At 65.5% G+C, this 25,909-nt stretch carries 27 protein-coding genes; 8 read left to right on the top strand and 19 right to left on the bottom strand.

Translation table 11 applies throughout. The features are described from left to right. Nucleotides 1–596: 596 nt before the first annotated feature. A complete protein-coding gene (locus ACWC1K_RS19400; RefSeq protein ID WP_450832816.1) occupies nucleotides 597–2,036 on the bottom strand; it encodes a methyltransferase domain-containing protein in 1,440 nt (479 codons plus the stop codon). Continuing rightward, the gene (locus ACWC1K_RS19395) at nucleotides 2,033–2,698 is read right to left on the bottom strand and encodes a ParB/RepB/Spo0J family partition protein (protein WP_450832815.1); all 666 of its coding nucleotides are present in this window, start codon (nucleotides 2,696–2,698) and stop codon (nucleotides 2,033–2,035) included. The genes ACWC1K_RS19400 and ACWC1K_RS19395 overlap by 4 nt, the downstream gene beginning before the upstream one ends. 230 nt (nucleotides 2,699–2,928) lie before the next feature. Here ACWC1K_RS19395 and ACWC1K_RS19390 point away from each other — a divergent pair, with 230 nt between their 5' ends. The 6 genes from ACWC1K_RS19390 to ACWC1K_RS19365 all read left to right on the top strand — a co-directional run bounded on the left by ACWC1K_RS19390 (nucleotide 2,929) and on the right by ACWC1K_RS19365 (nucleotide 13,881). Continuing rightward, nucleotides 2,929–4,533, top strand: a complete 1,605-nt coding sequence (locus tag ACWC1K_RS19390) for a DUF2397 domain-containing protein (RefSeq protein ID WP_450832814.1) — start codon at nucleotides 2,929–2,931, stop codon at nucleotides 4,531–4,533. Then, nucleotides 4,530–5,714, top strand: coding sequence for a DUF2398 family protein (locus tag ACWC1K_RS19385; RefSeq protein WP_450832813.1), 1,185 nt, complete (start codon nucleotides 4,530–4,532; stop codon nucleotides 5,712–5,714). Before ACWC1K_RS19390 ends, ACWC1K_RS19385 begins: the two co-directional genes overlap by 4 nt. Further along, nucleotides 5,711–10,033, top strand: a complete 4,323-nt coding sequence (locus ACWC1K_RS19380; protein ID WP_450832812.1) for a TIGR02680 family protein — start codon at nucleotides 5,711–5,713, stop codon at nucleotides 10,031–10,033. Before ACWC1K_RS19385 ends, ACWC1K_RS19380 begins: the two co-directional genes overlap by 4 nt. Further along, nucleotides 10,023–11,231, top strand: coding sequence for a TIGR02679 domain-containing protein (locus tag ACWC1K_RS19375; RefSeq protein WP_450832810.1), 1,209 nt, complete (start codon nucleotides 10,023–10,025; stop codon nucleotides 11,229–11,231). The genes ACWC1K_RS19380 and ACWC1K_RS19375 overlap by 11 nt, the downstream gene beginning before the upstream one ends. Before the next feature lie 1,315 nt (nucleotides 11,232–12,546). Beyond that, nucleotides 12,547–13,098, top strand: a complete 552-nt coding sequence (locus ACWC1K_RS19370; protein WP_450832809.1) for an HNH endonuclease — start codon at nucleotides 12,547–12,549, stop codon at nucleotides 13,096–13,098. A gap of 72 nt (nucleotides 13,099–13,170) precedes the next feature. Beyond that, entirely contained in the window at nucleotides 13,171–13,881 is a 711-nt protein-coding gene (locus tag ACWC1K_RS19365; protein WP_450832807.1) for a hypothetical protein, read from the top strand. Between the two features lie 165 nt (nucleotides 13,882–14,046). Here ACWC1K_RS19365 and ACWC1K_RS19360 read toward each other — a convergent pair whose 3' ends face one another. The 15 genes from ACWC1K_RS19360 to fabG form a co-directional block, all read right to left on the bottom strand. Further along, complete coding sequence (locus ACWC1K_RS19360) at nucleotides 14,047–14,304, bottom strand: hypothetical protein (RefSeq protein ID WP_450832805.1); 258 nt, start codon at nucleotides 14,302–14,304, stop codon at nucleotides 14,047–14,049. Next, complete coding sequence (locus tag ACWC1K_RS19355; protein ID WP_450832803.1) at nucleotides 14,305–14,535, bottom strand: hypothetical protein; 231 nt, start codon at nucleotides 14,533–14,535, stop codon at nucleotides 14,305–14,307. A gap of 157 nt (nucleotides 14,536–14,692) precedes the next feature. Beyond that, a complete protein-coding gene (locus ACWC1K_RS19350; RefSeq protein WP_200690597.1) occupies nucleotides 14,693–15,013 on the bottom strand; it encodes a VRR-NUC domain-containing protein in 321 nt (106 codons plus the stop codon). Then, a complete protein-coding gene (locus ACWC1K_RS19345) occupies nucleotides 15,010–15,288 on the bottom strand; it encodes a hypothetical protein (protein WP_450832801.1) in 279 nt (92 codons plus the stop codon). The genes ACWC1K_RS19350 and ACWC1K_RS19345 overlap by 4 nt, the downstream gene beginning before the upstream one ends. Nucleotides 15,289–15,493: 205 nt before the next feature. Beyond that, nucleotides 15,494–15,685, bottom strand: coding sequence for a hypothetical protein (locus ACWC1K_RS19340; RefSeq protein ID WP_366015944.1), 192 nt, complete (start codon nucleotides 15,683–15,685; stop codon nucleotides 15,494–15,496). A 17-nt stretch (nucleotides 15,686–15,702) separates the two neighbouring features. Continuing rightward, the gene (locus tag ACWC1K_RS19335) at nucleotides 15,703–15,969 is read right to left on the bottom strand and encodes a hypothetical protein (RefSeq protein ID WP_450832799.1); all 267 of its coding nucleotides are present in this window, start codon (nucleotides 15,967–15,969) and stop codon (nucleotides 15,703–15,705) included. A 33-nt stretch (nucleotides 15,970–16,002) separates the two neighbouring features. Then, nucleotides 16,003–16,245: a hypothetical protein gene (locus ACWC1K_RS19330; protein ID WP_450832797.1), complete on the bottom strand. Its 243-nt coding sequence runs from the start codon at nucleotides 16,243–16,245 to the stop codon at nucleotides 16,003–16,005. Between the two features lie 122 nt (nucleotides 16,246–16,367). Then, complete coding sequence (locus ACWC1K_RS19325; RefSeq protein WP_450832795.1) at nucleotides 16,368–16,649, bottom strand: hypothetical protein; 282 nt, start codon at nucleotides 16,647–16,649, stop codon at nucleotides 16,368–16,370. Between the two features lie 441 nt (nucleotides 16,650–17,090). Next, nucleotides 17,091–17,966, bottom strand: a complete 876-nt coding sequence (locus ACWC1K_RS19320) for a hypothetical protein (RefSeq protein WP_450832793.1) — start codon at nucleotides 17,964–17,966, stop codon at nucleotides 17,091–17,093. Nucleotides 17,967–17,996: 30 nt separating this feature from the next. Next, a complete protein-coding gene (locus tag ACWC1K_RS19315) occupies nucleotides 17,997–18,368 on the bottom strand; it encodes a hypothetical protein (protein WP_450832791.1) in 372 nt (123 codons plus the stop codon). A 27-nt stretch (nucleotides 18,369–18,395) separates the two neighbouring features. Further along, on the bottom strand, nucleotides 18,396–18,614 hold the full coding sequence (locus ACWC1K_RS19310; protein WP_450832789.1) for a hypothetical protein: 219 nt from the start codon (nucleotides 18,612–18,614) through the stop codon (nucleotides 18,396–18,398). Beyond that, nucleotides 18,611–18,916, bottom strand: coding sequence for a hypothetical protein (locus ACWC1K_RS19305; protein ID WP_450832787.1), 306 nt, complete (start codon nucleotides 18,914–18,916; stop codon nucleotides 18,611–18,613). The genes ACWC1K_RS19310 and ACWC1K_RS19305 overlap by 4 nt, the downstream gene beginning before the upstream one ends. Before the next feature lie 113 nt (nucleotides 18,917–19,029). Then, on the bottom strand, nucleotides 19,030–20,007 hold the full coding sequence (locus tag ACWC1K_RS19300; RefSeq protein ID WP_450832785.1) for a ParB/RepB/Spo0J family partition protein: 978 nt from the start codon (nucleotides 20,005–20,007) through the stop codon (nucleotides 19,030–19,032). Between the two features lie 176 nt (nucleotides 20,008–20,183). After that, a complete protein-coding gene (locus ACWC1K_RS19295; RefSeq protein ID WP_450832783.1) occupies nucleotides 20,184–20,501 on the bottom strand; it encodes a hypothetical protein in 318 nt (105 codons plus the stop codon). A gap of 137 nt (nucleotides 20,502–20,638) precedes the next feature. Then, nucleotides 20,639–21,370 carry a 3-oxoacyl-ACP reductase FabG gene (fabG, locus tag ACWC1K_RS19290; RefSeq protein ID WP_450832781.1) on the bottom strand — a complete coding sequence of 244 codons (732 nt, stop codon included), beginning with the start codon at nucleotides 21,368–21,370 and terminating at the stop codon, nucleotides 20,639–20,641. 375 nt (nucleotides 21,371–21,745) lie between these two features. Between fabG and ACWC1K_RS19285 the strand changes: the two genes are divergently transcribed. Then, nucleotides 21,746–22,540, top strand: a complete 795-nt coding sequence (locus ACWC1K_RS19285) for an MmyB family transcriptional regulator (RefSeq protein WP_450832780.1) — start codon at nucleotides 21,746–21,748, stop codon at nucleotides 22,538–22,540. A 75-nt stretch (nucleotides 22,541–22,615) separates the two neighbouring features. Here the strand turns inward: ACWC1K_RS19285 and ACWC1K_RS19280 are convergent, their stop codons facing one another. Both ACWC1K_RS19280 and ACWC1K_RS19275 read right to left on the bottom strand, forming a co-directional pair. Further along, a complete protein-coding gene (locus tag ACWC1K_RS19280; RefSeq protein ID WP_450832778.1) occupies nucleotides 22,616–23,545 on the bottom strand; it encodes a recombinase family protein in 930 nt (309 codons plus the stop codon). 292 nt (nucleotides 23,546–23,837) lie between these two features. Beyond that, on the bottom strand, nucleotides 23,838–24,038 hold the full coding sequence (locus ACWC1K_RS19275; RefSeq protein ID WP_450832776.1) for a DNA-binding protein: 201 nt from the start codon (nucleotides 24,036–24,038) through the stop codon (nucleotides 23,838–23,840). Between the two features lie 184 nt (nucleotides 24,039–24,222). Between ACWC1K_RS19275 and ACWC1K_RS19270 the strand changes: the two genes are divergently transcribed. After that, complete coding sequence (locus tag ACWC1K_RS19270) at nucleotides 24,223–25,905, top strand: tyrosine-type recombinase/integrase (protein ID WP_450832775.1); 1,683 nt, start codon at nucleotides 24,223–24,225, stop codon at nucleotides 25,903–25,905. Nucleotides 25,906–25,909 lie beyond the last annotated feature (4 nt).

Here is a 25,909-nt window from a genome sequence, read left to right as displayed (position 1 = left end):
GCAGAGGTGGTAACCCGCCCTTACCGTCCCTGCTCCCACGTGTGTCCGATTAGACAGCTAAGGGCTACCCGAAGGTCAATTGCTCTGGCCCGCCGTCCGGGCGGATTCCGATAGTCGACTGTTTGGCATCGGGTACTTTGCGGTGGGTTCGAAGCCACCAAGCAAACTGCCAATTGCGGCAACTCCGATACAGGCGCGAGTTCCTCTTGGGCGCGTCGTGTGGGATGGAGTGCTCGCCCCAACCGCTGATGGGGCGAGCGTCGCTGAGACTCACTCCGAGGCCTCGGGCGAGCGCGTCGCCTTCCCAGGTCTCGCCAGGTGCATACTCGAACGCGAGGTGCGCGTTTCGGGTCCAGTCCCATGGGATCGGCAGTGCGCACAGGTACCAGGCTGCGGGCGGGTTGGTGGCTGGCAGGTGTAGGACCTGGCGCCTGAGCTTGGTGTTGATGTTATGGCGGTCGCACTCGGCGAACGTCTTGAGGCAGTGCTGCGTCAGGTCGAGTTCACGTATGCCGGCCAGCCACATGATGTGGTATCTGTCGCGCGCTTCTATTTCTATGCGAACCTTATCTGGGTTCACCCCCGAATTCATTCCTCTATCCCTCCATGGTTGAATTCCTTTCCTTGGTCAATTCTATCAGAATTGACGCTATTCCGCGATGCTTGTTATGTCGGTAGTTGTTAGGGTAGGGCATATTGAATTCTTCGGAAAATGGCCGTTCGTATTCCTCGATGGGGAGGGCTCGCGGCTTGCGGCATACGGCCTTCACGGTGGCCCTCGTGGTGTCGCTCAACTCCACGTCCTCGAAGTAGCGAGACAGCAGGCCCCGCAGGGATTCGGGGGTGTGGTAGCGGATGCGCTGCCACTTGCCGCGTACGAACCGCATGTCGACGTTCTCGCTGTCGAGGAAGGAGAGGCGGGTGGAGTCGCGGCTGATGGAGTGCTCAGAGTTCTCGTACGCCAGCTCCCGCTCCAAGTTGCGTGTACCTATGCAGACTTGCCCGTCCGCTGTGCAGAGCGCGTTGACGGTGGTGAGCACCCAGTGCTGGTAGTCGAGGGATGTGGTGGCGTTGATGACCGAGTCGAGGACCACCACCTCATAGAGGCCGTTCTGCCTCAATTCGCGTTCGATCGTGCGGATCTGGCCGACGATCGTGCGGATGTCGACGGCGTACTTGCCCTTCAGTGTGCGGTAGGGCTCGTAGTCATGGATCTTGTAGCCCTTGCCGCGGAGGTGCCGGGCGTAGTCGCCGTGCCCGGCGCCGAAGTCCACCACCCGGTGGGAGGTGGTCAGCCACGGCAGTACGAGGCGCTCCCAAACCTCCGACTTGTAGCGGACCTTGTCAGCCTTGGCCTTCGAGGAGTGCTCTCGCAGCCGGTTCGGCTGCACGATGTGCTGGTTCCACACCGGTGCCTGTTCCTCAAGACCGGTCCAGTCGTAGACGCCGTACTCGCCAGTAAGGTCTTCAATGAGCTGGCCGGCATCGAAGGAGGCGCAGGTCCAGGCGAGGATGTCGAAGCGTTGGGCCTTGGCGACGGCCGCGTACTCGGCGTTCAGCACGATGCGGCCTTGGTCGTCGATAACCACCGACCCCCACGGCCCGTGGGCGGCGGTCATGAACCCGATCGCCTGCTGGAACGGTAGGTTCTTCGACTCCTCAACTTCGATGGTCTGCCAGGGAATCCAGCACCACTGCCCGATCGGGCCAGGCTCCGCGTACGCCACGGACGACTCGGTCTCGACCCGGTTGTGCAGGAGGTTGAACTTGATCTCGTCCTGCAGCCGCACTTTCTGCGGCAGGATCATCGCCGGCGTCGTCGTCTCGCCGATCGCCTTCAATCCCTTGGTCCTCTGGTGGCCCGCGACCAGTGTCCCGTCGGCATTCAGGATGACGGGCTTCACGACGCCGTGGCGGCGTAGCGAGCCCTGCAGCCGGACGAACGACTCCTCGGACAGGCGACGCGGGTTGTAGTCCGCGGGCCGCAGCTTGGACAGGGGGTAGGCGGGGTCGAAGCGAACGTCGAGCGGGTTCACGCGACCCCTCCCTCTTCGGCACGGTGCTCCTCGTTGAGGACGTGCCAGCCGAACCCGAGATCGGAGTCGTGGTCGCTGACGAACTGCTTGTACAGCGCGTCGAGCAACTCGACTTCGGCCTGTGTGATCCGTACACGGGTGGAAGACCACTGCATGTACCCCCACTGCAGGTAGTCCACCGTCGCCGCTGCCCCCGTGTCGGCCCCATCTGTGGGAAGTTCGATGGGGGCCGGGAGTGCCGTCTCGTCCAGGAGCTGGTCGAGCTGCTCTTGGTCGTAGCCGGTGCCCTGGAGGTCGGGGAGCTCGGTGAGGATGTCCGCGAGGAGCACCGTGTCGTACCCGGCGAGATCGCTGGTCCGGTTGTCGACGATGACGATCTTCGCTGCGGCGTCGTCATCGACATCGAGCCAAGTGACGGCAATCTCTTCCCAGTCGAGCTGCTTGGCTGCCTTGAACGTGTGGTTGCCGGCGAGGATCTCGTTTGGACGCCCGGTCAGCGTTCCGCGGTTGACGACGATCGGCCGGTACTGGCCGTTGGTGGACAGAGACTCAGTGATCGAGTCCAGGTCACCGGTACGCGGGTTGCGGTGGTACGGGGCCAGCTCATCGATCGGGACGGCCAGGTCCGAGAGCGAGGCCGGAATGCGAGACGCGGTGGACATGAGGCTCCAGCCCCACGCCCAACGTCGAGCCTAGGTGAGCCAAGCAGGCTCGTTCGCCAGAAGACTGGATGTGTCGGGCGGCTGTCAAATCACCTGTGTCATGTCTCGCATCAAGGTTCTCTGGGAATGCTTCTTGATCGGCAGCTAGGGCCAAGGGCCGGATCGATTGTCAGTGCCGGAAGCTACGGTCCTTGGGTAGCGCAATGAGGTGCTGCTGGGAGGAATCACGGGTGGATGAACAAGCAGCAATCAACCAAGCTCCGAACATTCGCTCGAATGCGTTACCTCGGCAGCGCGCGGATCGTAATGGTGCAGCGATAGAAGTTGATGCGTGGGCTCTTGCGGGGCTGCCCGGGCGGGTTCGGTTCGCGTCATACTTGACTGTCCGAAATTCTGCCCCGTATCGGCTGATTGTCGACGTACTCCTGGAAGCGCAGGCACGATCTCTCACGGGAGTCGCAAGGGTGGATCTGCCGCGGCTGCTGCGCGAGCACGCGGCAGCGCGTTTTGGCGACGCCGTAGTAGAGGGTCTGCTCCGTGAGGACGCCCTGGAACTCGATCAGAAGATGGCGCAGCTGTTCAAGTGGGGGACCGTCGAGAGCTGGCAGGACCGTGCCGAGCTGGAGACGGACTTTCTCCGGAACCGTGAGCGGTATCAACTCACCCAGCAAGCAGCAGAGTTGCATCGCTTCGTTGTGACGCAGGAGCGGGCGCAACACGACACATCGACATCTGCCCTCCTGGGGCCCGCGCTGATCGCCAAGCACCTGGAGGAGTTTTGCAGCGCGGCACTTGGACGAGATCACGAGACAGCGGATACAGCCTGGGCGCAAGTACAGCTGACTCTGAGTGACATGCAACGTGCTGCCCACCGCTGGCAGTCGGCAATGGCTCACGGCTTGAGCGGAGCCCCCACCGCGGACAAGATCGAATCCATCACAGCCCTATTGCGGAACTACGTCGACGTGTGGGGTGCGAGCGTCGACCTGCATACGCCGGCCATCGGGGCTCTCGCTCTCCGGATAGCAGAGGCCGACGACGATACGTGGCGAGCGATCGCTCTACATCGCCTCGGTGCAGAGGCACCTGATGATGTGCTTGCTGATACGGTCCGTGAGTTGACGGATGCGGCGGCGACGCTCCGAGCATGGTTCTGTGGCCGAGACAACGAGTCCCGACGTCTACGACGCCAGGTCAGAGACGCTGTACCGGACGTACTGCGCAGCCACAGGACATTGCTTTCCGTAGGCGGAGCAGTAAGTCGCCGAGCAGAAGTGCTGGCCCTGGCTGGCGAGTTGGAGCGAGCTGACGACGACCAGGCAGCCTGGAACCTCTGGCGCAGGGCAACGGGCCTCTACCAGCCGGTCCATTTGATCCTCAACGCTCCAGATGCCGCTCCCGCCGGATCATCGTTCTGGCAGGCCCCTCCTGCCGCGGTGGATCGTCGAGTGCGGGCGCGAGGCCACCAAGCGTTGAAAGGGACGCCGGGGCGCATCCCCGACCTTTCCCACGCTCGCGCCGTAGCGAGGAGCAAGGCAGCCCAGGCCCGCCGTGAGCTCGCCGACGCGGAAGAACGAGTTCTGCGCCGTTCCGGACAGCCACTCAGTAGCTGGGGGCAACTCACCGATGCAGAGGGCGCCTTGCTCTGGGAACTCTTGTCCACCGCGAGAGCAGGCACAAGGCATCCGGATGGATCTCGCAGCGCATCCACCGAAGACTCGCGGTGGCGCATCCGAATGGTTCCGGCCCCCGAAGCCGAGTCGTCCGCGATTATCCAGCTTCCCGAAGGAGTCGTTGTGCTCGATGACGTGACCTTGGAGTTTCAGCGGGGATGAAGGCGCTCACCGTCAACAAGCGTTTCGAGGAACAAAGCGCCTTCGTCGGTCTCCTGACTAAGCCGCTGGTAACCACGGCCAATGACAGCAAACTCCACCGGCTTGTTATGCGCCACCAGCGGCAACTCAGTGAGTGGTTCCGCAGACTGGGATACAGGCTCATCGTCGCCGGGCAGATAATCCGGCTTCACCGCACACCCCACGCCGGAACGATCGCCGCCCCCTACACCTCACAACCCCCCAGGCGACGGGAGCTCGTACTCGCACTCTTGGCCGCCGCCGCGTGTGAAGAGAGGGACAGCACCACCACCCTGCAGGCTATCTCGGACCAGGTTCGTGTAATCACCAGCCTCGAGACGAGCCCGGTAACCGCCTACGACCCGGAGCAAGGCCCGGAACGCTCCATGCTGATGCTCGCGGTCCGTCGACTGGAGTCACACGGAGTCCTCGTCCGCCGCACACGCGACGAAGAAATGCTGCGCGCCTGGGAGGCAGCGCGTACCGGCATCGGAGCCGGATACGACATAGACCGTGCCGCGCTCCTTCAGTTCCTCGACCCCCACACCGTGGCCCTGGCCCTGTCAGCACGAGCAGAAGGCGAGCAGGAGCTGTTGGCGGCAACCCGCTGGTCGCGCATGTTGCGCATCCTCATCGAGACGCCGGCACTGCTGTATGCCGACCTTGACGAAGACGACGCCGCGTACGCCGCGAGCATGGCCGGTCGCCTGGCTGATGCAGCACGAACCATGACTGGGGGAACCGTCGAAGTCCGCGCCGAGGGACTGGTACTCATCCTTCACCCCGACCACGCATGGACAGCAGACGCGACGCTCGACTGGCCCAAGGCGGCCGCAGCTTCATGGGTGGCACTCAGGATGTGCGACGCGGCAGCAACCACCGGGCAACGATCCACGGACGGAACCATCTCCCTGAGATCTCACCAAGTCGACGCTCTGGCCTCCGGATTGCACCGCCACCATCACGCCGATCTGACAGACCACTTCAAACAGCGCCCTGAACGGATCAGACCAATAGCTGAAGAAACCCTGCGCGACGCAGGACTTCTCAACGTCGACGACAGCGGCAACTGGACGCTGACGGCCGCAGCCGGCAGATATCGGGACCCAGAGCCAGGGGCGGGCTGGACCAGCTCAACGCCCCTTACGGAGGACTCGGAGTGAACAACACCACCCAGACCGTCGGCCTCGACATTCGCGGAGCCACCAGTGAGGCGTTGTCCCCCGAGCAGCTCCTGAGCTGGCGCGAAGCGGCAGTATCAGGAGGATTTCCCGAACCCACACGCACTGACCGCTGGCAGCAGCTACGCGCCGGCGTGGTCAACATGTGGGAGTTCGAGGTAGCAGAGTTCTGGACCAGCGGCGGGCGAGCCCAGCTCATGGGGCGCAACGAGACCGGCAAGTCGACGCTGATGACGCTCACCACGTTGATCATGCTTGCCGGAAACACGGGACCGCACCTCATCGACACCCTGGGGGACGGCAAGAAACGCTTCCGGTACTACGTGGAACCGACCGATTCCGACAAGGATCGACGCGACGCATCCAAGTCGGTGAACCGCGGATGGATCTGGGTCGAGTACGGCCGTATGACCGCCACAGGGCCCGAGTACGTCACCGCCCTCCTCTACGCGGAGGCCAAGCGCGCCAAGTCCGGCCGACCGTCACTGACCTGGGCAGTGTGTGAAGGACCTGCCCGCGTCCGCGACGGCATCCTGCTCGTGAAGGGCGCTGCCATCATCCCCGCGAGCGACCTTGAAGCAACCGGCGGATGGCACCGTTGCGATTCGGCAGAGGACTACAAGAGGAACCTCGCGCACCTCGTCTTCGACAGTGATGAGACGGCCCTCGACAGCTACGTCCGCATGCTGCGCGTGATCCGAACCCCCAAGCTTGGCGAACGCCTCGACATGAAGTTCCTGTCCGAGCAGCTACGGATGGCCTTCCCACCCCTCAAGGACCACGAAATTCGCCAGCTCGCCGAAGGCTGGGACCAACTAGAGAAGATCACCAACGATCGTGACAGCGCACAGCAGGCCCGGGATGCTCTGAGCGCCTTCAACCGGCGTGCCTGGATGCCCTGGGCCGGAGCGACCGTCCGCCATGCTGCGGACAATGTCGTTGCCGCCAACAGCACCCTCGACGAGATCACACGCAGGGCACGCAACGAGAGTAGACGCCGTGACACGGCCCTCGAGAAGATCAACAAGATCGATGAGGAGTCAGCCACGGAGAAGCGGCAGCGGGACGATCTGCTTGCCGAGCAGAGCGAGATCCGGCGACGTGACGCCTACACCAATGCGGAAGCGGCACAGGAACGGGCTCGCACCCTCGCTGAGGAAGCCGAGCGTCTCGCAGAGGACGCGGCACGGCAGGACGAGCACGCGAAGAGCACCAGGAGCTCCGCTGACGAGCTGTGGAAGGGGGCCGAGGAACTCGGCGAAGCGGTGTCAGTCCACCAAGAGAAGATCCGGGAGGCAGCTCAAGGCACTGCGCAGCTGGCTTGCGATGCAGGCTTCTCCGTAGCTGTCCAGCAATGGATCACTGATGGGGATGACACTCGCGCCCAGGCCTCGTACGAGGCACGTCGCAACCACGTTGCGCACCTTCATGATTTGCTCGGAGAGCTTCAAAGCATCCGACACGAGGCGGCAGTAAAGGACGCGGCAGTACGAACCCTCAAGGACGCCGATGAGCAGGCCGGCAAGAATCTGACCTCGGCGATTGAGGAAGCAGACGGTGAACGCCAGCGTCTCGTAGATCACATCGGGCAGTGGTCCGTCAACATCTCAGACCCGCCGTCGGAACAACAGGTCCAGACCTGGACGGAAGTCGTCGATCGGGTCCGCGGCAAGAATGCCAGCCCCGTCCTTCGACGGCTCATCGACCAAGACTTCCTTGGGCCCCGGCGTGAACTGCTGCTGGCGACGAAGAACAAGGCCGAGGCGGCCTCTGAAGCTCTCCAAGTACAGGCAGATGAAAAGCAGAAAGAGATCGACCGGCTCCGGAGCCAACCGGACGAAGCGCCCCCCGGTCCTTACGGTTGGGCCCGGCGAGAGAGGCCTTCGTTTCCCTCGCCCCATGGCGCTCCGCTCTGGCGGCTTCTCGACCCCGCTGACGGGACTGATGCTGCGGAACTCGGCATCATTGAGGCCGCACTCGCGGCGGCGGGGCTCCTTGATGCCTGGGTGACACCAGATGGCATGTGGGACGCTGCCCGCGACGGGATTGAGGCAGTCGTATCCCCCGGCAGTGAGACGTCCGCTGGTGTATCGCTGGCTGCGATACTCACGCCTGCCGCTGATGCCGGTGTCCTTGCCGAGTCGGTCACGACCGTGCTGTCCTCCGTCGCCTGGGTCACCACGGGACCGCTCCCGCCGAACGGCTCATTCATCGCCGCCGATGGACGTTGGGCCATTGCTGGCATGACAGGGCAGTGCGCGACCCCGAATGAGGGCGCCAGCTACCTCGGCACCGCGGCCCGGCAAGCACGTCGCGAGCAGCGCATCGCCACGCTCAGCAACGAGCTCCATGCGCTTGCCGACCAGATCGATGAGGCGAACGCCACGGCCCGAACCGCAGAGGATGGCCTGTCAAGGCTGAGGGCAGTCACAGCGGACGCCCCGGACGACTCAACGCTTGTGGCGCTGGTCCGTGCCGTTTCCACTGCGGAGAAGCACAAGGATGGCACTGCCGGCCGCCTCGCAGCCGAACAGCAGGTTCTCGATGGCCTTCACGAGAAGGTCGCCGAGGCACGACGTGCGGCCTCTGCCTGGAGGAATGCGCATCATCTTCCCCAAGCAGACGACCAGCTCCAGCTACTCCAGCGGCAGCTCGATGCTCTCGGCGGACGGCTAGAGAACTTGCGCACCGAGCGGCGGGTTCTCCATGGGGAACGCCACAACGCACGGCAGGCAGAGGGTATCGCCGAGCGGGAGCTATCCAGAGCCACCGAAGAGGAGAACAAGACACACGAACTGAGCCAGAAGGCCGACCTCCTCAAGGTACAGGCACGTACGGCCCTGGAGGCGCTCTCGAAAGACGGGCAGGAGCTCCTGGCACGCGTGCAGGAGATCGACATGCTCCTGGAAGAGCAAAGCCAAAGTGCCGAGCTGAGGCAGAAGGCGCGTTCTCAATACGCCGAAGAACGTATCGGCGCGGAGGCACAGCTCCAGCTGATTGAAGAGGAGCGAGGAAAAGCCAGGCAAGTACGAGAGGATGCTACCGAAGAATGGAACAGGGTGGTTGGCTGCGGACTGCCCGAAGCCTTCGACATCGGGGCTGCACAAACGTCAACCACCTCTGGCGCGTTGGACGCGGCACGGGCGGCCAGGGTAGCCATCAGCCTCGCGGACTGGCCTGAGAGAGATACCCACGCGCAGAACGTTCGTATCCAGCGGGCTTGGCGCAAGCTCGCCGACGAGACCACACAGCTGCGCTCCATCTTGGAAGTGAACGCCGGACGCACCGTGCGCATCATCGAGTCTGACGATCCTGACGAGCTACCAGTGGTCGAAGTGGTCGTCGACAGCTCGGGCATCGGGTACAGCCCACGAGAAGCCCTCATCCGGTTGGCGCAGCAGCACGAAGAACTCCAGCGGGGCTACGACCAGGCCTGGCACGAGACGCTGGACAAGCTCCTCGGTTCCACCTTCATCGAGCACCTACGCGACCGTCTCGAGACCGTCCACTCGCTAGAAAAGACCATCAACGAGACGCTCGCGCAGCACCCGACGGGGACCAGCCGGATCACCCTCCGGCTCCGCCGTGCGCCCCTGGAGGAAGACCCCCACGGCGCCGAGGTCCTCGACGCCCTCAGCGGAGAGGCCTTCGACCTCCTGTCCAAGGAGGCTCAAGACCAGATCCAGTTCTTCCTGCGCAGCCGGGTTGAGGAGGCCCAGCGCAGAGCCAGGGACGAAGGCGAAACCGACTGGCGCGGCCGCCTAACAGAAGTCCTGGACTACCGACGGTGGTTCACCGTCGTCATCGACAGCCGTATCGGGGCAGGCCGGTGGACACCACTCGAACGCGACGCACACGGAGAACTCTCCGGTGGTGCACGCGTCGTCACCCTCATGCTGCCCCTGGTCGCGGCTCTGGCCACGATGTACCAGGGCACCCCAACAGGCCCGCGACCCTTGTGGCTAGACGAAGCGTTCGACGGCGTTGACGGCCCCAACCGCTCCAGCGTCCTCGGACTGCTCCACGAATTCGACATGGATTACCTCCTGGCTGGCCCGGGGCCCCTTGTGAACGCAGCATCAGTGCCCAGCGCCGCCATGTACGAGGTCGTCCGAGCGCCACATCCCTTGCCCGGGGCCGACCTCACACTCATGCTCTGGGCGGCAGGACGCATGGAGCCCCTCGAGCTTCCAGACCCAGCTCACCTAGCGGCACGGGCGGCAGCAACAGCCGCAAGGGCAGACCAAGAGCCGGCTCCAGACCTCTTCTCTACTGCTGCTGGAGAGCCCAGTGACGAATAGCGACATTGACACCTCCCTGTTGGCTTGGGCCAAGCTGCCCGGACCCAGCAAGGTCATCGAGGAGGTACGGCGGCGGATCGCGCACAGAGGGGTTGTGCGTGGTGAGATCAAGGTGGAACTCACCGAGTCGGAGCGTCGTGAAGTTGGCAAGCTGCTTGGACTTTCCTGGGTGACGTCTGGCAGAGGCGTCAGTGCTGAGCCCTTGGAGAAGGCGCTCGCTGGTCGATCCGTGACGCTCCGGTCCCTCGCCGAGGCCCAAGGACAGGTGGATGATCTGCGGGTCCTTAAGGCCCAGAAACAGGCCGAGCGAGATAGCGAGTTCGGCGAGGCCCTGTCCAGCCTCGCCGCTGCCGGTATTCCGGACTCCGTGGCTCAGTGGTTCCTGAAGCTGAGGGCGCGCCCCAGAGCAGGATCAGGAAGCCTGAAGCGTCAGGCCGATCAGGTAAGTGCGATCTGGGCCAAGCTGCCAACAGCTAACCAGGGTTCGATGTCTCTCCCTGTTTTCGCAGCCGCCGTCTTGGATGATCCGCATGGGTTGGACAAGGACACAGAACTCGGCCGGGCTGTGGCTGTGCTGATCGCAGGCTGCAAAGCATTCGAAGCAGACCCTGACGTAGACTTGGCCGATCGTGTCGCTCCTCGCACCATCACTGCGGGTGAGAACTGGCGGACAACTTGGACAGCCCGAGGCATTGCCTGCGACGAAGTCTCAAGTCTGGTGCTATGCCTCAACCTGATGCTCACGGGTACCGCGTCTGCGGTGCCTATCGCGGTGGCGGCGGCAGCGGCAGGGGAGCCAGTATGGCTCACCCACCGCTCACTCCGTGGGGCTTGGTCTCTGGCCCCTGGGGTGGACAGCGTCTACGTTTGTGAGAATCCCGCGGTCGTCGAGGCTGCTGCCGAGCACTACGGAGCCAACTGCGCTCCCGTTGTCTGCACCTACGGTTGGCCCTCATCAGCGGCACTGGAGCTCATCACCGGCCTAGAACGATCGGGAGCACAGCTCCACGTTCGCGCGGATGATGACAACGCAGGCCAAAGAATCGTCGCCCTGCTACGGGAGTACGCGCCCGGTAGCCGACTGTGGCGGTATGACCTTCGAGTGACTGCAGTCAACGACACTGCCCGGGAGTACGAGGAGCAGGTACTGACAAACCTCCTTCATGATCTACGTGTGATGGACCTCGACCAGTTCTGACCCCGCCAGGCGCGTGTCGACGGAGTGCCGCAGACGCATAACGGGACGGTTGGCTGAGGCCGGGCACGGGCGGACTAGGGCAAGCTACGGTGGCCACTTGCAGTATTGGCGGTGCGGGCATATCCAAGAGACCTGATGCCCACGGAGGAGCTGCATTCGTGAACTTCGAGGGAGAGACGATCCGTCTAACCCCGCTGGACGACCGTCTTCATCTGATTGACCGCGGTCCCCTCGTGCTGGCCGACATGAAGATCGCGCTGGCCACCGAGCCTGATTCTCTTCAGCGCGTCGTCGGGCAGTACGCGATCGATGTACCGGACGGGCACCCGGAGGAATGGGTGCACCTCGAGGTGGAGCTCACCGAGCTTGGCGAGAGTGCCCCTGCGCCGCAGACGCTCAGTAATCTGGTGGTCGCCGCGACGCGTACGTCTAACGCCGCGATCGAGGTGTGGGGTCCTACCACTGCCAGCGAGACGTGGCCGTACATGGTGGTCCCGTGGGTGGACTTCGAGACCATGGGCGCGTGCGCGGCGGCAGGTCTCACCGGCGTGAGCGTCGGGGGAAGCCTTTTCCAGGAGATCTGGGGGTGGCACTCTGATCCGCCCACCGAATCAATGGGCTTCAGGTGCCCTTCACTCCGCTCCTCGAAGTCCCGGTCGGCGCCCTGTGGGCGACCGGGTTCACCACGGTCCCTCCGCCAGCGACTACGCCGCGCACTGAATGGGAGGCGATCGTCGAGCGGTCCGAGTGGCAGGGCTACATTCCCGGGCGTCCTCCCATCGCGAGTTCTTGACGGGTGGTCGAGGCGCGCGCCGTTCTTGGCCCAGGACGGGTCTGGGCAAGCTGCCCGCCACAGGACCGCAGGATCGTGCATATTGGCGATCAGTCGAAGGAGTGAGCAACTGTTTAGATGATGGCGCGGACCCCGTCCCAATCGTGCTCTGCGCGAACGACCAGGTCAGTCTTTGCATGCTTCGCCACGCGCATGAACGCTTTGTTGATCCGTCTCTTGTGATGTTCAGGGAGCACCCCCTGGAACTGCCGAGGACCGTCAGACTCGCCCTTCCGGCATTTGCCAGGTTTGCCCGGCTGGCGGCCACGGAGATGGTTCCGGAACCACCAGGTCACGCGCGAGTGCTGGTCGTGATCGACACGACGGGCGCCGCGGGTCCCGGCGATGCCCTTCCCGGCACCCAAGCTGATCTTCTGGGTACGCGCCAATCCGCAGTTCGCACAAGTGAGGCCGTCCCTCGAAAGGAGCCACACTCATCGAGATTCCACACGAGAGCCTGAACTCCCCCGATACGGTGCCTGGATGGCCGAGGACCGCCCCAAGATCCCTACCGCCCTGCGGCGCGAGGTGCTGGAGGAGGCCGGATACGCGTGCGCCATTCCGGTCTGCCGGGTAGCCACGGTGGAGATTGCCCACATCGAGCCCTGGTCGAAGGTGAAGGAACACACCTTCGACAACCTGATCGCGCTCTGCCCGAACCACCACACGCTGTACGACGCGGAGAAGAAGATCCCGAAGGCGTCGGTCCTGCGCTACAAGGCCAACCTCGCCGTGCTCAACGGTCGTTACAGCGACCTGGAGCGCCGGGTGCTGGAGGACGCGGTGGCCCAGCGGTACGGCATGGCCAACGGCATGCCCGTCGCGCCGGATCCTGGCATGCGGCAATGGACGGTCCACAGGGGGATGGGCCTGCTCCTCTCTCATCTGCTCAAGGATGGCCTCATTCGCAAGGTTCTCGGACCGCGCGGTGGCCTCAGGATTGGTCACCAAGAGGTGGAGCATACGTACGTCCTGACGCCGAAGGGCATCGAGTTCGTGCGGCAGTGGCAGGATGCGGAGCCACTGTTGGAGTGAGAGTCCGCAAGTCCGAGCGGAGATTGTCCAGCTTGGAGCCCCGGAGCCCCTGTTCGGTGGCAGCATCGGGCTGTGCTGAACACCCAGATCGCGGCTGACGCTGTCCTCGGCTTCCCACGCAAGCAGATCGACCACGTCTTCTACGAGGCAGTGGTCCGCACGCCCTCTCGCGTCGTCGATGACGCCCGGTGGGAAGCGACTGCCGCCCTCTATGCGGCGGTCTACCGGCACCGGAACGCACGCGAGGCAGCCGAGGCCCTCGTTCCTCTCACGAGCCGCTCAGCGCAGGGGAAGCCGCTGTGGCGGTACCGGACACAGACGCTGCTGTTCGATCTCGTCGTCGGCCTGAACTCGGCCGTGGAGAGTTCGGCCTACGGCCTGTACTTCATCGGGTCGGCTATCGGTCCCGCTGGTCACGAGTTCACGCTAGCCGCCTCCGACAAGCGCAAGAAGATCACGCTGGAGTCCACAGCCAAGGCGTACGCGAGAGCATGGCCTGCTGAGGGCCTGGCGAAGGCCCTCACCGAGCTGCCGCTGGATCCGGACTACAAGGTGCTGCTGGAACGCCGGAACATCCTCGCCCACCGGGTCGCTCCGGGCCTGGAATTCCGGCCGACCCTGACGGCCGGCGGTCCCGGCGACGAGTACATCGTGGCCGTGTTCGGCGAACCCTTGACGGAACTCGTGGACCAGATTCTCGCTCATGCCGAGCGGCTGCTGGAGGGCCTGTGGACCGCCGCTGAGGACTTCGCGGTGCTGCATTCCTCGGAATTCCGTCTGTAGACCGGCACTGTGCACCGGTCGAGGCGTTCTGGGGTGATTCTCGGAAGGGTGTAGCTCTTAGGAGCCACACCCGTCCGATTTTCAGGAGCCAACACCTCTGCGGTCGTGCCAATGGGGCAGGAACCGCATCGGAGGCGCTGCTCCTGGGTAGGCGGAATCCTGCGGCTACTCGCTGATGTAGCAGGCGTAGACGCTGGCGGTGCCGTCGTCGGCGAGGCGGGCAGTGGCATCGAATGCGCCGGCAGGGCGGAAGGCACTGTGGCGGCCCGTGCGAATGCGGTACGCGAGGTTGGTTGCTCGGTTCAGGTTCCCGAGGTCTTCGATGTGCGCCCACTCGTCCGGGCGTTCGCGTAGGGCCTGGGCGGTGTTGTGCGCTTTCTGGCTGCGGGTTGGGGCAGGCAGGGGTTCGAAGCGGGCGTGCATTCAGCGGTCTCCGGTGGTCGGCAGGGCGGCTTCGGCGAGTTCCCGGATGCGGGCTGCTGTGCGCCACTGGCTGTCGGAGAGGTGTTTGCAGAGCTCGTTGGCCAGGCGGGCGACTTCGGCGAGGACCAGCTCGGTGCCGGTGACTGGCGTGGGGGTGCTCTGCTCGCGGTCCGGGCCGAGCGGCGTGGAGGGTGCCGTCGTGTGGTTGGTCGCGCGAGCAGAGTGATTCATGGCGGATGTTCCCTGGATGGTTAGCGGTTGTTGCAGCGGCAGGTGTTGGTGATGGGGTTGAACCAACTGTCGCAGGAGTTGCACCACGTGGCTCCGGGCATCGGAGGGATCTCGGAGTGTTGCTTGGGGCGGTCGTGCACGGGGTCTGCTTCCTTTGTCAGAAGTTGTCGGGGAGTTGGGCGCGGGGGCCGTCGGGGGCGAGGACGTTCACGATGTGGTCGAGGTCTTTGGGCCGCCACAGTGCGGCTTCGAGGCCGCAAGCTGCGAGGTGTTTGAGCCAGTCGCGTTGGGCGGGGCGTATGCGTCCGGTGTCGGACTTGAACTCGGCGAAGATGATGCGTTTGGCCTTGGGGTGTCCGTAGACCTCGTCGGGCCATCCTGCGTCGCTGCGCTGTGAGTTGTGGGTGTGGTACGTGAGAGTCCAGCCGCGGAGGGCTGCGATCTTGCGGACGTGCCGGCGGAACTGTTCCTCGGTCACGCGGCTCGCCTGCGGCGCGGGGCGTCGGCTTCCAGGAGGGCGGCGAGGTGCGCGGCGGCGTCCGGGTCCGGTCGCGGCTGGCGCCGGATGGCGGGCGTGGCCGGGAGTGCGGGGCGGCGGTGGCGTTCCTTGAGGAGTTCGGGCAGCGGGCGCTTCGTTTCCTCCCACAGGATCTCCTGCAGGGAGCGGCCGTATCGCTCGAGGACGAGGGCCTCGTAAAGGGCGTCGTCGTGGCTCGTGTGCTGCATGTCGTGGTGGTTGTTCAGGGCAGGCATGTTGGTTGCTCCATGGGTTGGCCGGGACCCGCAGGGGGGTGCGGGTCCCGGCCGGAGGGGTGGCTCGTATTTGACGAGCCGTTCCGGGCGGGCGGGGCGCGGGGGGTCGCTGCCCGTCCGGAGGTGTGGGTGGATGGTCGGGCCGTGCCAGGGCCTGACATCACTCAGAACCTAGCATGAAGATGTGTACTGACCTATTCCTGGGTCAGTCGACGATGGCGAGTTCGTCGGGCTCGTACGGGAGGGGTTTGGGAGCGCCGGGCCACTGCACCATTACGAGCCGCTGTCCGCTGATGGGGTCGGTGGCGTGTCCGTGCACTTCGCCGAAGGGGCGGAGCATGCCCTTGGGGGTCGGCCGGGCGAGCGTCACGCCGGTGTGCTTCTCGAAGTCTTCCATGCTGGCCTCCTGGCCGTTCAGGTAAGGGAGTTGCGGGCGATGAGGGTGAGTGCGTGGCCCCACTGTTCGGTGACGGGTTCGTTGAAGGTGAAGCCTGAGTCGGGGGCTTCGAGTTCGGCGACCCGCCAGTCCGTGCAGGTGCCGGCGGGCGGGTGCTCGAAGTGCTGGATGGTGCCGTCGTGCAGGGTGATGGCGAGGCGGATCGCGCCACTGGGGCTGATGGTTGCGTTGGTCTTACTGCTTGCGACCAGGGCTTCCGCGGTGAGTGAGTCTCCGAGGATCACTGAATCTCCATTTGGGTAGTGGCCTATTTTTGGTCAGGTGAGGGCTGCGAAGCCTTCGCAGATGGGGCAGGTATCGCCCGTGCCGGGGCTGGTGCCGTCGCTGCACGCGGGGCAGCGGAGGTGTCGACCGGTGCCGTGACAGGTGTCGCACTCGCGGGTGCGTTCGTACGGCCCGTGTAGGTAGGTGACGGTGCCGCCGCCTTCGCATTCATCGCATTCCGGGGCGTGGGCGCCAGTGACGGTGATTGCGTCGATGATTGCCGGAGTGGCGAACACCTGTTCCTCCTATGCTGGTTGGGCCGGTGCGGGCTACTCCCTCATCTCTTAGGTTAATTCTACTATCTATGGTGGGGGTGTCCACTCTCCGTCAGTGATCTCCGCCACGCCCCGTCAAGGTGCTATGCGGCGAACAAGCCCTCCTGCACAGGCTCTGCCTGTGGCTCGGGGTTGGCGTCGAGATGCTCCATGTGCTCGGTGAGCGTCCAGCCGAGCCATCGCCACTGGGGGAGAAGCGGCCTCGGCGAAGGGCCGCTGCCGCACACCAGGGAGGTGACGCCTGCAGCGCGGGCCGCGTTCACGACGGGCGTGCGCTCCAGGATCAGCAGGTGCGGTCTGACGCAGTGGACGGTGGTGTCGTCCAGCCACACCTCGCAGTACGGCCTGTCCAGATGCGTGAGCATCGCCAGACGGTGAATGTCGCCCCTGGCCGGGTGCAGGCCACCGGGGTTGACCCACAGCCAGGTGCCCGGCCGTATGTCTCCGGGCCCGCTGGGCGTGTGCGCGTACGGAGGGCGCTGGCGGCGCCTGCGTCTCGGCGGGTCCGGTCGGGGCGGCGGGTAGTGCGGGTGCGCCTGGTGGTACTGGTGCAGTTCTTCGGCGAGCGCGGCATCTGGTCGGCGTGGCTGTAGCAGCGGGGGCCGGTGTGCCATCGGCGCGGCTTGCTCTTCTCCCAGTACGTCCGTGAACCGCACTGGCATCGGCCCTCAGTGAGGTAGGGCTCGGCTGTCTCGCACGGCCAGGTGCTGGTGCAGGTTCGGCATGCCCACGGCGTGAAGGCCGAGTTCGGCAGATGGGCGTCCGGTAGGAAGAACGGCCGCGGTGGGATGTACGTCGCCACGGCGTCAGTCACCGGTGTGCGCGGTCAGAGCTGCGGCCGCGTTCTGGACCTGCCCGGCCGTCCAGGAGGATCCGCTGAACTCCAGGCGGGCGAGGACCCCTCCGCCCTCCATCAAGGTGACGCTGCACGTCCCCCTGTTCAGCTGGAGGTTCAGGTGCCGGCCACGGCTGTGGTCCTGCGGGAGGCGAAGTTGCGACCAGCCCAGTGCCGTCGCGTCTTCGGCGGCGCGCTCTGGGGTGTGGTGGCCGACCGAGTTGAGCAGTGCCTCGTCGTGTCGGCATCGGCTGTAGCAGGTGAGCAGGGCTGCCCGCGTACCGTTCACGAAGAAGGCGTGACGAATGGAGGTCTGGCGGGCCTTGGTGCGGACCTCGACGTGCGGCGGGGTCGCATGCGCGGTGCGGTGAAGCCAGAACCCTTCACCGAGCTCGTCCCGGTGCCGGCGGCCGAGCTCCCAGCCCTTGACATGCAGGATGCGCCGCCAGGTCCATTTCTGTCCGTTGCTGCGGTACTGCGGGTCTTCTGGCTGGTCGGTCATCCAGAGCGCGGTGACCGGCGTGGCGTTGAACCCGGCGTCCGGGTTGACGGTCGCCTCGATACGGACCAGGACGCGCGGGCTGTTGAAGGTGATCTGCGCGGTGGACGTGCCCAGTTCGGTCAGGACCGGGCAGGTCTCGCAGTCCGGCTTGCGCTGAATGCAGGCTCCGAAGCCGCCCCACCGGGCTCGGCGGGTGTCGTAGCTCTCGAAGAGCGTCGGGTACGAGGTGGGTATCAGGGCGCACTGCGCGCCGCCCGTCCAGATGTGGGCGTTCAGGCTGAGGCGGTTGAATCCCTTGCCGTCGGCGGGTCGTGATGGTGCTGGCGCGGGCAGATAGATCGGCATGAAGACCCTTACGGTGAGGGGGAGTTGAGGTCAGAAGGTGATCTGCTTGCCTGGTGCGGCGTTGCTCTTGCCGGAGTGGAAGGCGAGGAGGGCGACGAGCGTGCGGTCGGCCCGGCGACCAGGGTGTTCCGCATAGAGCCGTCCCACGATGAACTCCTGCTCCAGGTGGCGTTCGAGATGGAGGAGCCAGCCTGCGACCGCGGTGATGGTGCTGTGCTCGGGCGTACGGGTGTGGGGGTCTTTCGCGCCGTGCCAGGTCAGGATCACGGCTGGAATGTCGTCCAGCTGCGTGGGCTGGGCGCGCCAGCCCGGGCGGTCCTTGTCCGGCGAGTAGGACCTTATGTGGCGGCGGTGCAGGGCGCTTCGGACATCGCTGAGCAGCGTCTCGGTGCTCGTGCTCACAGACTTTCTCCTTGCAGGGGGCGGGTGTCAGAACAGTTCTTCTTGACCGTCGACGTCGCCCGGCTGCTCGCGGCCGGAGCGACGCGGGCCGGGATCAGGGACGGTGTCGCCGAAGAGGGCGGCGGTGCCGAACCGGTCGGGTACGGCAGCGATCCGAGCGGGGTCCGCTGGTATGGGCAGCTCGTTGGGGGCCGCTGCGTCGAAGTCGGCGCGGCCCATGACGGTCCAGTCCCTCCTGGTGGTCACTTGCTCTCCTTGTGCGGCTGGGCGGTCCCGGAGGCTTCGAGGACGGCGTCCGCCCAGTCCCGTACGAGTGCGGTCCCGGCCCGGCCTGCCGCCTCGCCTGGGGTGTGGCCGTCCTCGAGGGCTTTCAAGTAGCGGGCCGCGGTGACCTCCAGAGCGTTGGACGAGGTGAAGGTCTGCATGAGGCGTTCGATGTTTGTTCCGTGCATGTGGTTGAGGGCCTTCGCGGCGAAGGCGACGATCATGCCGACGTCGTTGCCGAGCTGCTCGGCCTGGGCGGGGGTGAGGGGCGCGCTGTAGCGCATGACGAACCTGATTCCTGTGCAGTGACGGGGTTTCGGGAAGGAAGCGGCGCGGAGTTGTGGCCGCGCCAGCCGGGGTGCGGACGCGGTTGCCCGCACCCCCGGAGGTGAGCCGGTTAGGCCGCGACCGGCTCCCGCTTGTCGGCGCCGTCCGCCTGCTCGGTGTTGTGGTCGGCCTCGGCCTCCGGGTTGACCGTGACCAGCTGGCGGGCCTCGGCGTGCGCCTTGGCCTGCTTGAGCTGGAAGCGGGCCTTGGTCAGCGATTCGGCGACCCGGTCGAGCTGCTCCAGGCGTGCCCCGACCTGCGTCTCAAGGGTCTCGGCGAGCTTCAGCGGCTCGGTCTTGCCGATCTCGTCGAGCAGCGCCCGCACCTGCTCGATCTTGTCGAGCGTGCTGCGGGTCTTCTTCTGCGCGGCCGCGCGCTCGGTGCGCTGCTCCTCGGTCATCTCCTCGACGACCATGAGGACGGCCTGGTCCTGCTGCTGCTTCATCGCGTAGGCGAAGTGCACGATCTCGTTGTCCGAGGCGAACTCGCCGCGTACGAACTTGCTGAGGACGGAGCCCTGGTTGGCCAGGTTGAGGGTGGCGATCTGCACAGCCGCCTGCGTGCCGATCTTCCCGTCCTGCACAAGCTCCTGGACCTCAATGCGCAGGTCCAGCAGCGCGAGGCGCAGCTTCACGTACGTGGTGGTCTTCGCGAAGTCGGCGGCCACGGACTCGATGGTCGCGCCCTCCTCCTCGTCGAGGATCCACTGGTAGCCGTGGGCCTCCTCGAACGGCGTCATGTCCTCGCGGGTGACGTTCTCCGACATGGACCGCTTGAACCGCTGGAGTTCGCTCTTCTCCGAGGTGATGTTGGCGCGGATCTTGGTGCGGCCGAGGATCTGGTGTGCGCGGAAGCGGCGCTCGCCGGAGACGATCTCGTAGCCGCCCAGCTCGTTGTCGGGGCGGACCTCGATGGCCTGCATGAGGCCGTACTTGTCGATCGAGGTGGCCAGCTCGTTCAGCGCGTCCTCGCTGAAGTACTCGCGCGGCTGGCGCGGGTTGCGGTGGACCTGGCTCATCTTGAGGACGCGCTGCATTTCGGGCTCCAAGTGGTGATGGTGAGGTTTCTTTCTCCCTCATCTCTTGAGTTAATTCTACTATGCATAAAGGGGGTGTCCACTCCCGGAATCCCACACCAACGTGACCTCGACCACGTTCGCAAATGGGCTCTGACATGCGGAAACGCTGACGGGCGCCGAAGAATCCCGGCGCCCGTCAGCGTCACCTACAACTGCTCGTCCACATGCTTGCGCCAGGCCCGCACCTGCGGCGGCGCCCCCGAGACGGGAACGGCGAAGCACTCCTTGCGGATCGGGCACGCCCCGCACACCCGCACCGCCACCCGGTCGCCGCCCGGCGCCTCAAGGCCTGTCTGCCCGTGCTCAGCGCACAGGGCCGCCGACCACGCCACAGGTCGGGCCGACGCCTCGCGTCTGCCTGCGAGTCCGGCCAGCGCGGCCATGCGGTCCGCATCGCGTCCGCGGCCCAATCCCGCCCGGGCAGGCTGCGCCGCCAGTGCCAGAACGCGGTCAACGTCGATCACCCCTGCCCCCTTGTTCCGGCAGTGCGTAGACCGGCTGCCCCTTCCTGAACTCGTACGCAGTGCCGCTGTCCCGCCTTACGGCCTCGCCTCCGCCTTCCCCCGCAGCCCCTACCGGGCTGCCTCGATGCGGTCACCTGTTAGTGTCCCATTCCCGCGCCACCGTCGACCGGGATCACCGCGCCGGTGACGTAGGAGCCCTCGTCGATGAGGAACCGCACGGTGCGCGCGATCTCCTCGGGCTGCCCGAGACGGCCGAGCGGGATCTGTCCGAGCAGCGCCTTGATGCGGTCCTCCGGCAGAGCGGCGGCCATGTCCGTGGCGGTCAGCCCGGGCGCGACGACGTTCGCGGTGATGCTGCGCGAGCCGTACTCGCGGGCGATGGACCGGGCCAGTCCGATCAGCCCGGCTTTGGAGGCGGCGTAGTTGGTCTGTCCGGCCTCCCCGTGCATCGCAGTCGCCGACGAAATGAACACCATCCGGCCGCACTTGGCGCGCAGCATGCCCGGCAGTGCGCGCTTGGCGACCCGGTAGGCGGCGGTCAGGTTCGCATCGAGGACGGCGGTGAAGTCGTCCTCGCTCATGCGGGCGAGCAGCCCGTCACGGGTGATCCCCGCGTTGGAGACGAGGGAGGTGACAGGGCCGTGCTCGGTTTCGGCCTGCTTGAACGCCAGGTCGACTTGCTCAGGGTCGGTGACGTCACATCGCACGGCCAGGAAGCGGCCCCCGGTGTGCTCCTGGCCCGGAAGGTAGGAATGGGCGGGGGGCTCGCCGGAGCGGTAGGTGACGGCCACGTTGTGGCCGGCCTCGGCAAGCTCGGTGGCTATGGCGTAGCCGATGCCTCGGTTGCCGCCGGTGATGAAGACGCTCATGCCTGACACCTCTGGGATCGTCGTTGATGCAATGTCCGCCCACGGCTCGGCGCCCGGTGGGGCGGAGGTCGGAGGCGAGGGGGCCGTCGAGGTAGGTGACCGCGGCGGCGGTGCCACACATTGCCCGGATTCCAGCCCGTTAGGCCGGTTCTAGACGTGCCGGTACCCGCACAACCGGCACTGTGAGTACGGGTTATCGCCTATCCGAGGTGTCGGAATGTCTGAAATGGGCATAAATATGCATGTCTTGTACGGCAGGCCCCTCAAGTCGGACACACGTATAAGTTGCGTTAGGGTTCCCTAATACTTTTCCTGTTCTTTACTTCAGGGGAGCTCTACACCTTCATGGCGCGGAACCTGCCTCCGATCACCCGCATGCTCAAGTCATGGCGCGAATCACGCGACCCGCACGCCGTGCCCGGATTCACCGCCCGCTACGGCGCACGCCGCCGCACAGGCCTCACCCAACGGGACCTGGCCGAACTCACGGGCGTGACTGAGGGCTGGTACGGAAAGCTGGAGCGCGGCGTCCTCGATCACGTCGGCGACGAGTTCTTGGAGCGGATCGTGCGCGTCCTGGGCCTGGACAGCGCGCAACGTGCCCACCTGTGGCTGGAGGCCAACGGCTGCGAACCTCCACCGCTCCCGCACTCGGACGCCAGCTCCATCGACCCCGTAGGTGCGGCCATCGTCCACAGCCAGATATATCCCGCGTACACCTACACCCACAGCTGGGACGTACGCGTCTTCAACGAGGCTGCTGCCCGCGACTACCCGTGGATGTTGCACGGCATCAACGTCATGATCTGGGCGCTCACTTTCCCCGAAGCGCGCCTGCAGCTCATCGACTGGGAGGAGACCTGGGCCAAGCCCATGGCCTCACAACTGCGCCTCGCGCACAAAGCGAACCCGGACGACGCACGCCTCAGTCAGGTCTGCGACCACATCAGGCAGGCCGATCCGGTCGCCCGCCGAATCCTCGACGACGACGTCACCACCGTCACCCACCCCGACGGCGACCGCCGCCGCCTCTACCTGCCGCACCAGCACGAGGAGACCGAGGTCGAGTTCGTGGCTCTGCAGAGGCTGGGCGACAACACCCGGCTCATGATCGTTGCACCCGGCGACCTCGCTCAGCAGGCCATGCCCTCCGCTATCCCGGGCATGTAGCCACTGAGGAGCGTCCACGATCACCGACCGGGGTGCGCCCCCCGCCCCGGTCGCCAACGAGGTCGCGATATCGGTTCAGTTGACGGGCTGCCGCCAGTCGAGCAGGACCCGCTTCTCCGGAGCCTGGGTGCCCTCCGCACGTCCGACCCGAACATGCTCGATCTCCAGCAGCACCAGGCCCCGCTTCGACGCGAACGGGGCCGTACGCCACCACGCCACCAGGTCGTGCACGTCACCGATCGGCAGGTCTGTCATCTGCTCCAGGTGCTTCAGCCGCAACTTAGACGTCCGCAGGTCTTCCTTGCTGGCCTTTTGCGCGGCGACGAACGCGGCCTTCACCATCAGCCCGCGCCCGTACAGATCGCCGATGCCGGCGAACCGCTCGTCGGCACCCGCAATGTGCTCCTTCAAGCGGGCGATCTCCGCCTCGATGTCACGCTGCAACTGCTCAAGCCGTTCGCGCGCCCCCGGCTTCAGCAGCTCAGCCAGAACGTGCTCGGCCACGAAGTCTTCGAGCTTCTCGGCGTTGATGCGGGTTCTCCCGCAGCCGTCGCACTTATAGGACGGCGGTGCCTCAGCGTGGGCGCGGCTGCCGATCATGCCCTGCGTGCACTCGTCGCACACCGCGCACCCGCCGGTGACCAGGTACTCGTGGGCTTCACGCGGCGTGCCGCGCTTCTCGCTGCGCTCCACGAACAGATCCTGCAGACGCATGTAGACGTCCGGCTCCAGAACCCGCTCGTCCCAGCCCTCGATCGGCTCGCCGTCCTCATCTAGACCCGCAAGCCGCGGATTGACCAGCAGGCGGTGCAGAACTTCACGGCGGAACTCGTTGCCGCGCGGGGTCAGCATGCCCTTGCTCGTCAGCCACCGCGTCGCCTCGGCTTCCGAATCGCCACCGAACAGCAGCGTGACGGCCTCCCGCAGCAACGGCGCCTCCTGCGGATGCACCACCCCTGCGCGCACGTAGCCCGACAACCGTCCCACGCAGCTGACTCCGATCAATTATTCGCACCTGCGACCCCTCGCGCCGACAACGCGTTAGGAGTCCCTTAGACCTGACATAGGTCAATGTATATCCGGGGCTAGGGCCATGCATGCGTAAGTTCCCATGAACTGGCCAGCCTTAACGCGATATTTGCAGGCCAGGGGGTATCGCTTGCTGCCGCATGTGACGTGGCTCATAGCAACCTGTACGGGGCAAGTTGCATCGTCAGTAATTACACCCCTGCTGGAGCAAGGCCGAAGAGGAGCCCGGACGTGCGCAAACGACGCGACGCCCGGGCTGCATAGGTGGCTACACATCCAGGGTGATCCCCAGCGCCTTCCACAAGCTCGCCGTCGACACCTTCTGCGTCTGCCCCAGTGGAATCGTCTGCGCCGGGAACGCGCCGTCCCTGATCAACTCGTACGCCTTGTCCGAACCGATCCCCAACGCGCGAGCCGCCGTCACCACACTCACCGCAGCCGGCAGGGACTTCACTTCCTCGACCGACATCCCGCCGCGACGCCCCTCGGAACGAGTACGCTGCACAGTCATCACAGATGAGGACAAAGGTGGTCACATCCCTCTTCCCCGCGCCACCTGACCAGAAGCCTACGGCGCCCAAGGAAGCGTCCTCTTCGCTACAGCATGATCAGGACACGTAAGGCACAACCCGGCACATTCAGGGGGATCCCGCGTGTTCGACGGCAGCACCTACAAGCGATGCAAGTGCACCGAACCCAAGCTCGACGAAGACGGACAGCCCATCATCGACGCGAACGGCAAGCCCGCGTTGCGTGAACTCGGCTCCACCTGTCCCCTGCTCAAGAAACGCGATCACGGCTCCTGGTACTACTACGTCAAGCTCCCCGACGGTCCCGGCGGCAAGCGCCGACGCCCCCGCAAGGGCGGCTTCCTCACCCAGACCAAAGCCAAAGAGGAAGCACAGAAGCTGTGGGATCAGGCCCAGGGCGGCATCGACGTCGACAGCAAGGAGACCGTCGCCGCATACCTCGACCGCTGGCACGCCAAACGCGTCGACCTCAAACGCAAAACCCGCGGCGACTACCACGACTTCATCAACCGCATCCTCAAACCCGCCCTCGGCCACCTCCCCCTGCGCGACCTCCGCGACCGCCACATCCAAGAGATGTTCCAGCAGATATGGGCCTACAACGACATCAAGAAAGCCAACCGGGAAGCAGCTGAGCTCGCCAAACTGGAATACGAAGCCGCCCACCGTGCCTGGAGACAAGCTCCCACCCCACGGCCACCGGAACTACGCCAGGCCTGGGACCAGGCCCGCGAAGCCCTCAAGGCAGCCCGGGCCAAGCCCCGCCAGGACACCGGCCCCGCCTCGCAGAAGAAGTACCTCGACTGCCTCGCCGCCGCACTCAGCGACGCCGTCAACGAGAAGCTGATCACCCAGAACTGGGCCAAGCTCGTCGTCATCCCCAAATACGAGCGCCCCCAACCGCTCGTATGGACCGACGAACGGGTGGCCCGCTGGCGCGAAACCGGCGAGAAGCCCGGACCCGTCATGGTCTGGACGCCCGAACAGACCGGCCAGTTCCTCGACGCGGCCGTCAACCACCCGATGTACATCATGTGGCACCTCATGGTGTACCGCGCACCGCGCCGAGGCGAGGCAACAGGCTTGCCCTGGACCGAACTCGACCTGACCAAAGGCGTGGCCTACGTCTCCGGGCAACTCGTCACCGACTCCCACTACAACGTGTGGAAAGACACCCCCAAAAGCCGCAGCGGCCGACGCGCCATCGCCCTCGACTACGCCACATTGGCCCTACTCACAGCCTGGCGCGACGTACAGAAAGCCCAACGCGCCGAATGGGAGGACAAGCACCGCCAAGACCCCACGAAGTACAGCCCGTACGTCGACTCCGGCTACGTCTTCACCCGACCCGACGGCCGTCCCCACCACCCGACGAATGTCTCCCAGGCCTTCGGCAGATTCATCCAGCGCATCGGCTTTCCACCAATCCGCCTGCACGACCTGCGCCACTGCGCCGCATCACTCAGCCTGGCCGCCGGCCTATCTATGAAGGCGATCCAAGCCCTGCTCGGCCACAGCAGCTACCAGCTCACCGCCGACACCTATACCAGCCTTCTGCCACAGTTCGAGCAGGCAGCCGCCAACGCCCCCGTTGACCTGGTGCCGCGCCGCAACGGCGTCGAAAAGCCCAGCGATCAGCAAGCCACCGCGGCCGAGGCGCACTCCGCACAGTCGCCCACCCCAGTCCCCGAGGGAGACCAGGTTCAGCAAGACGCCACACCCGCCTCGGATACGGAAGTGACAGGGGATCGCCATCTCCGCGTCGTAGAGGCCGCCCCGCGGGATGAGGCACAGAACGCCGCCTGATCAC

The organism is Streptomyces sp. NPDC001492 (assembly GCF_053597275.1).
Note: the sequence above shows the minus strand (reverse complement) of the source record. Positions and strands in the feature narration are given on the sequence as shown.

Excerpts from the sequence above, each read along its gene's own strand:
- ACWC1K_RS19395 (WP_450832815.1), bottom strand. The coding sequence starts at position 2,698 with ATGTCCACCGCGTCTCGCATTCCGGCCTCGCTCTCGGACCTGGCCGTC.
- ACWC1K_RS19385 (WP_450832813.1), top strand. The coding sequence starts at position 4,530 with ATGAAGGCGCTCACCGTCAACAAGCGTTTCGAGGAACAAAGCGCCTTC.
- ACWC1K_RS19370 (WP_450832809.1), top strand. The coding sequence starts at position 12,547 with ATGGCCGAGGACCGCCCCAAGATCCCTACCGCCCTGCGGCGCGAGGTG.
- ACWC1K_RS19360 (WP_450832805.1), bottom strand. The coding sequence starts at position 14,304 with ATGCACGCCCGCTTCGAACCCCTGCCTGCCCCAACCCGCAGCCAGAAA.
- ACWC1K_RS19355 (WP_450832803.1), bottom strand. The coding sequence starts at position 14,535 with ATGAATCACTCTGCTCGCGCGACCAACCACACGACGGCACCCTCCACG.
- ACWC1K_RS19345 (WP_450832801.1), bottom strand. The coding sequence starts at position 15,288 with ATGCCTGCCCTGAACAACCACCACGACATGCAGCACACGAGCCACGAC.
- ACWC1K_RS19340 (WP_366015944.1), bottom strand. The coding sequence starts at position 15,685 with ATGGAAGACTTCGAGAAGCACACCGGCGTGACGCTCGCCCGGCCGACC.
- ACWC1K_RS19325 (WP_450832795.1), bottom strand. The coding sequence starts at position 16,649 with ATGCTCACGCATCTGGACAGGCCGTACTGCGAGGTGTGGCTGGACGAC.
- ACWC1K_RS19320 (WP_450832793.1), bottom strand. The coding sequence starts at position 17,966 with ATGCCGATCTATCTGCCCGCGCCAGCACCATCACGACCCGCCGACGGC.
- ACWC1K_RS19305 (WP_450832787.1), bottom strand. The coding sequence starts at position 18,916 with ATGCGCTACAGCGCGCCCCTCACCCCCGCCCAGGCCGAGCAGCTCGGC.
- fabG (WP_450832781.1), bottom strand. The coding sequence starts at position 21,370 with ATGAGCGTCTTCATCACCGGCGGCAACCGAGGCATCGGCTACGCCATA.
- ACWC1K_RS19285 (WP_450832780.1), top strand. The coding sequence starts at position 21,746 with ATGCTCAAGTCATGGCGCGAATCACGCGACCCGCACGCCGTGCCCGGA.
- ACWC1K_RS19275 (WP_450832776.1), bottom strand. The coding sequence starts at position 24,038 with ATGTCGGTCGAGGAAGTGAAGTCCCTGCCGGCTGCGGTGAGTGTGGTG.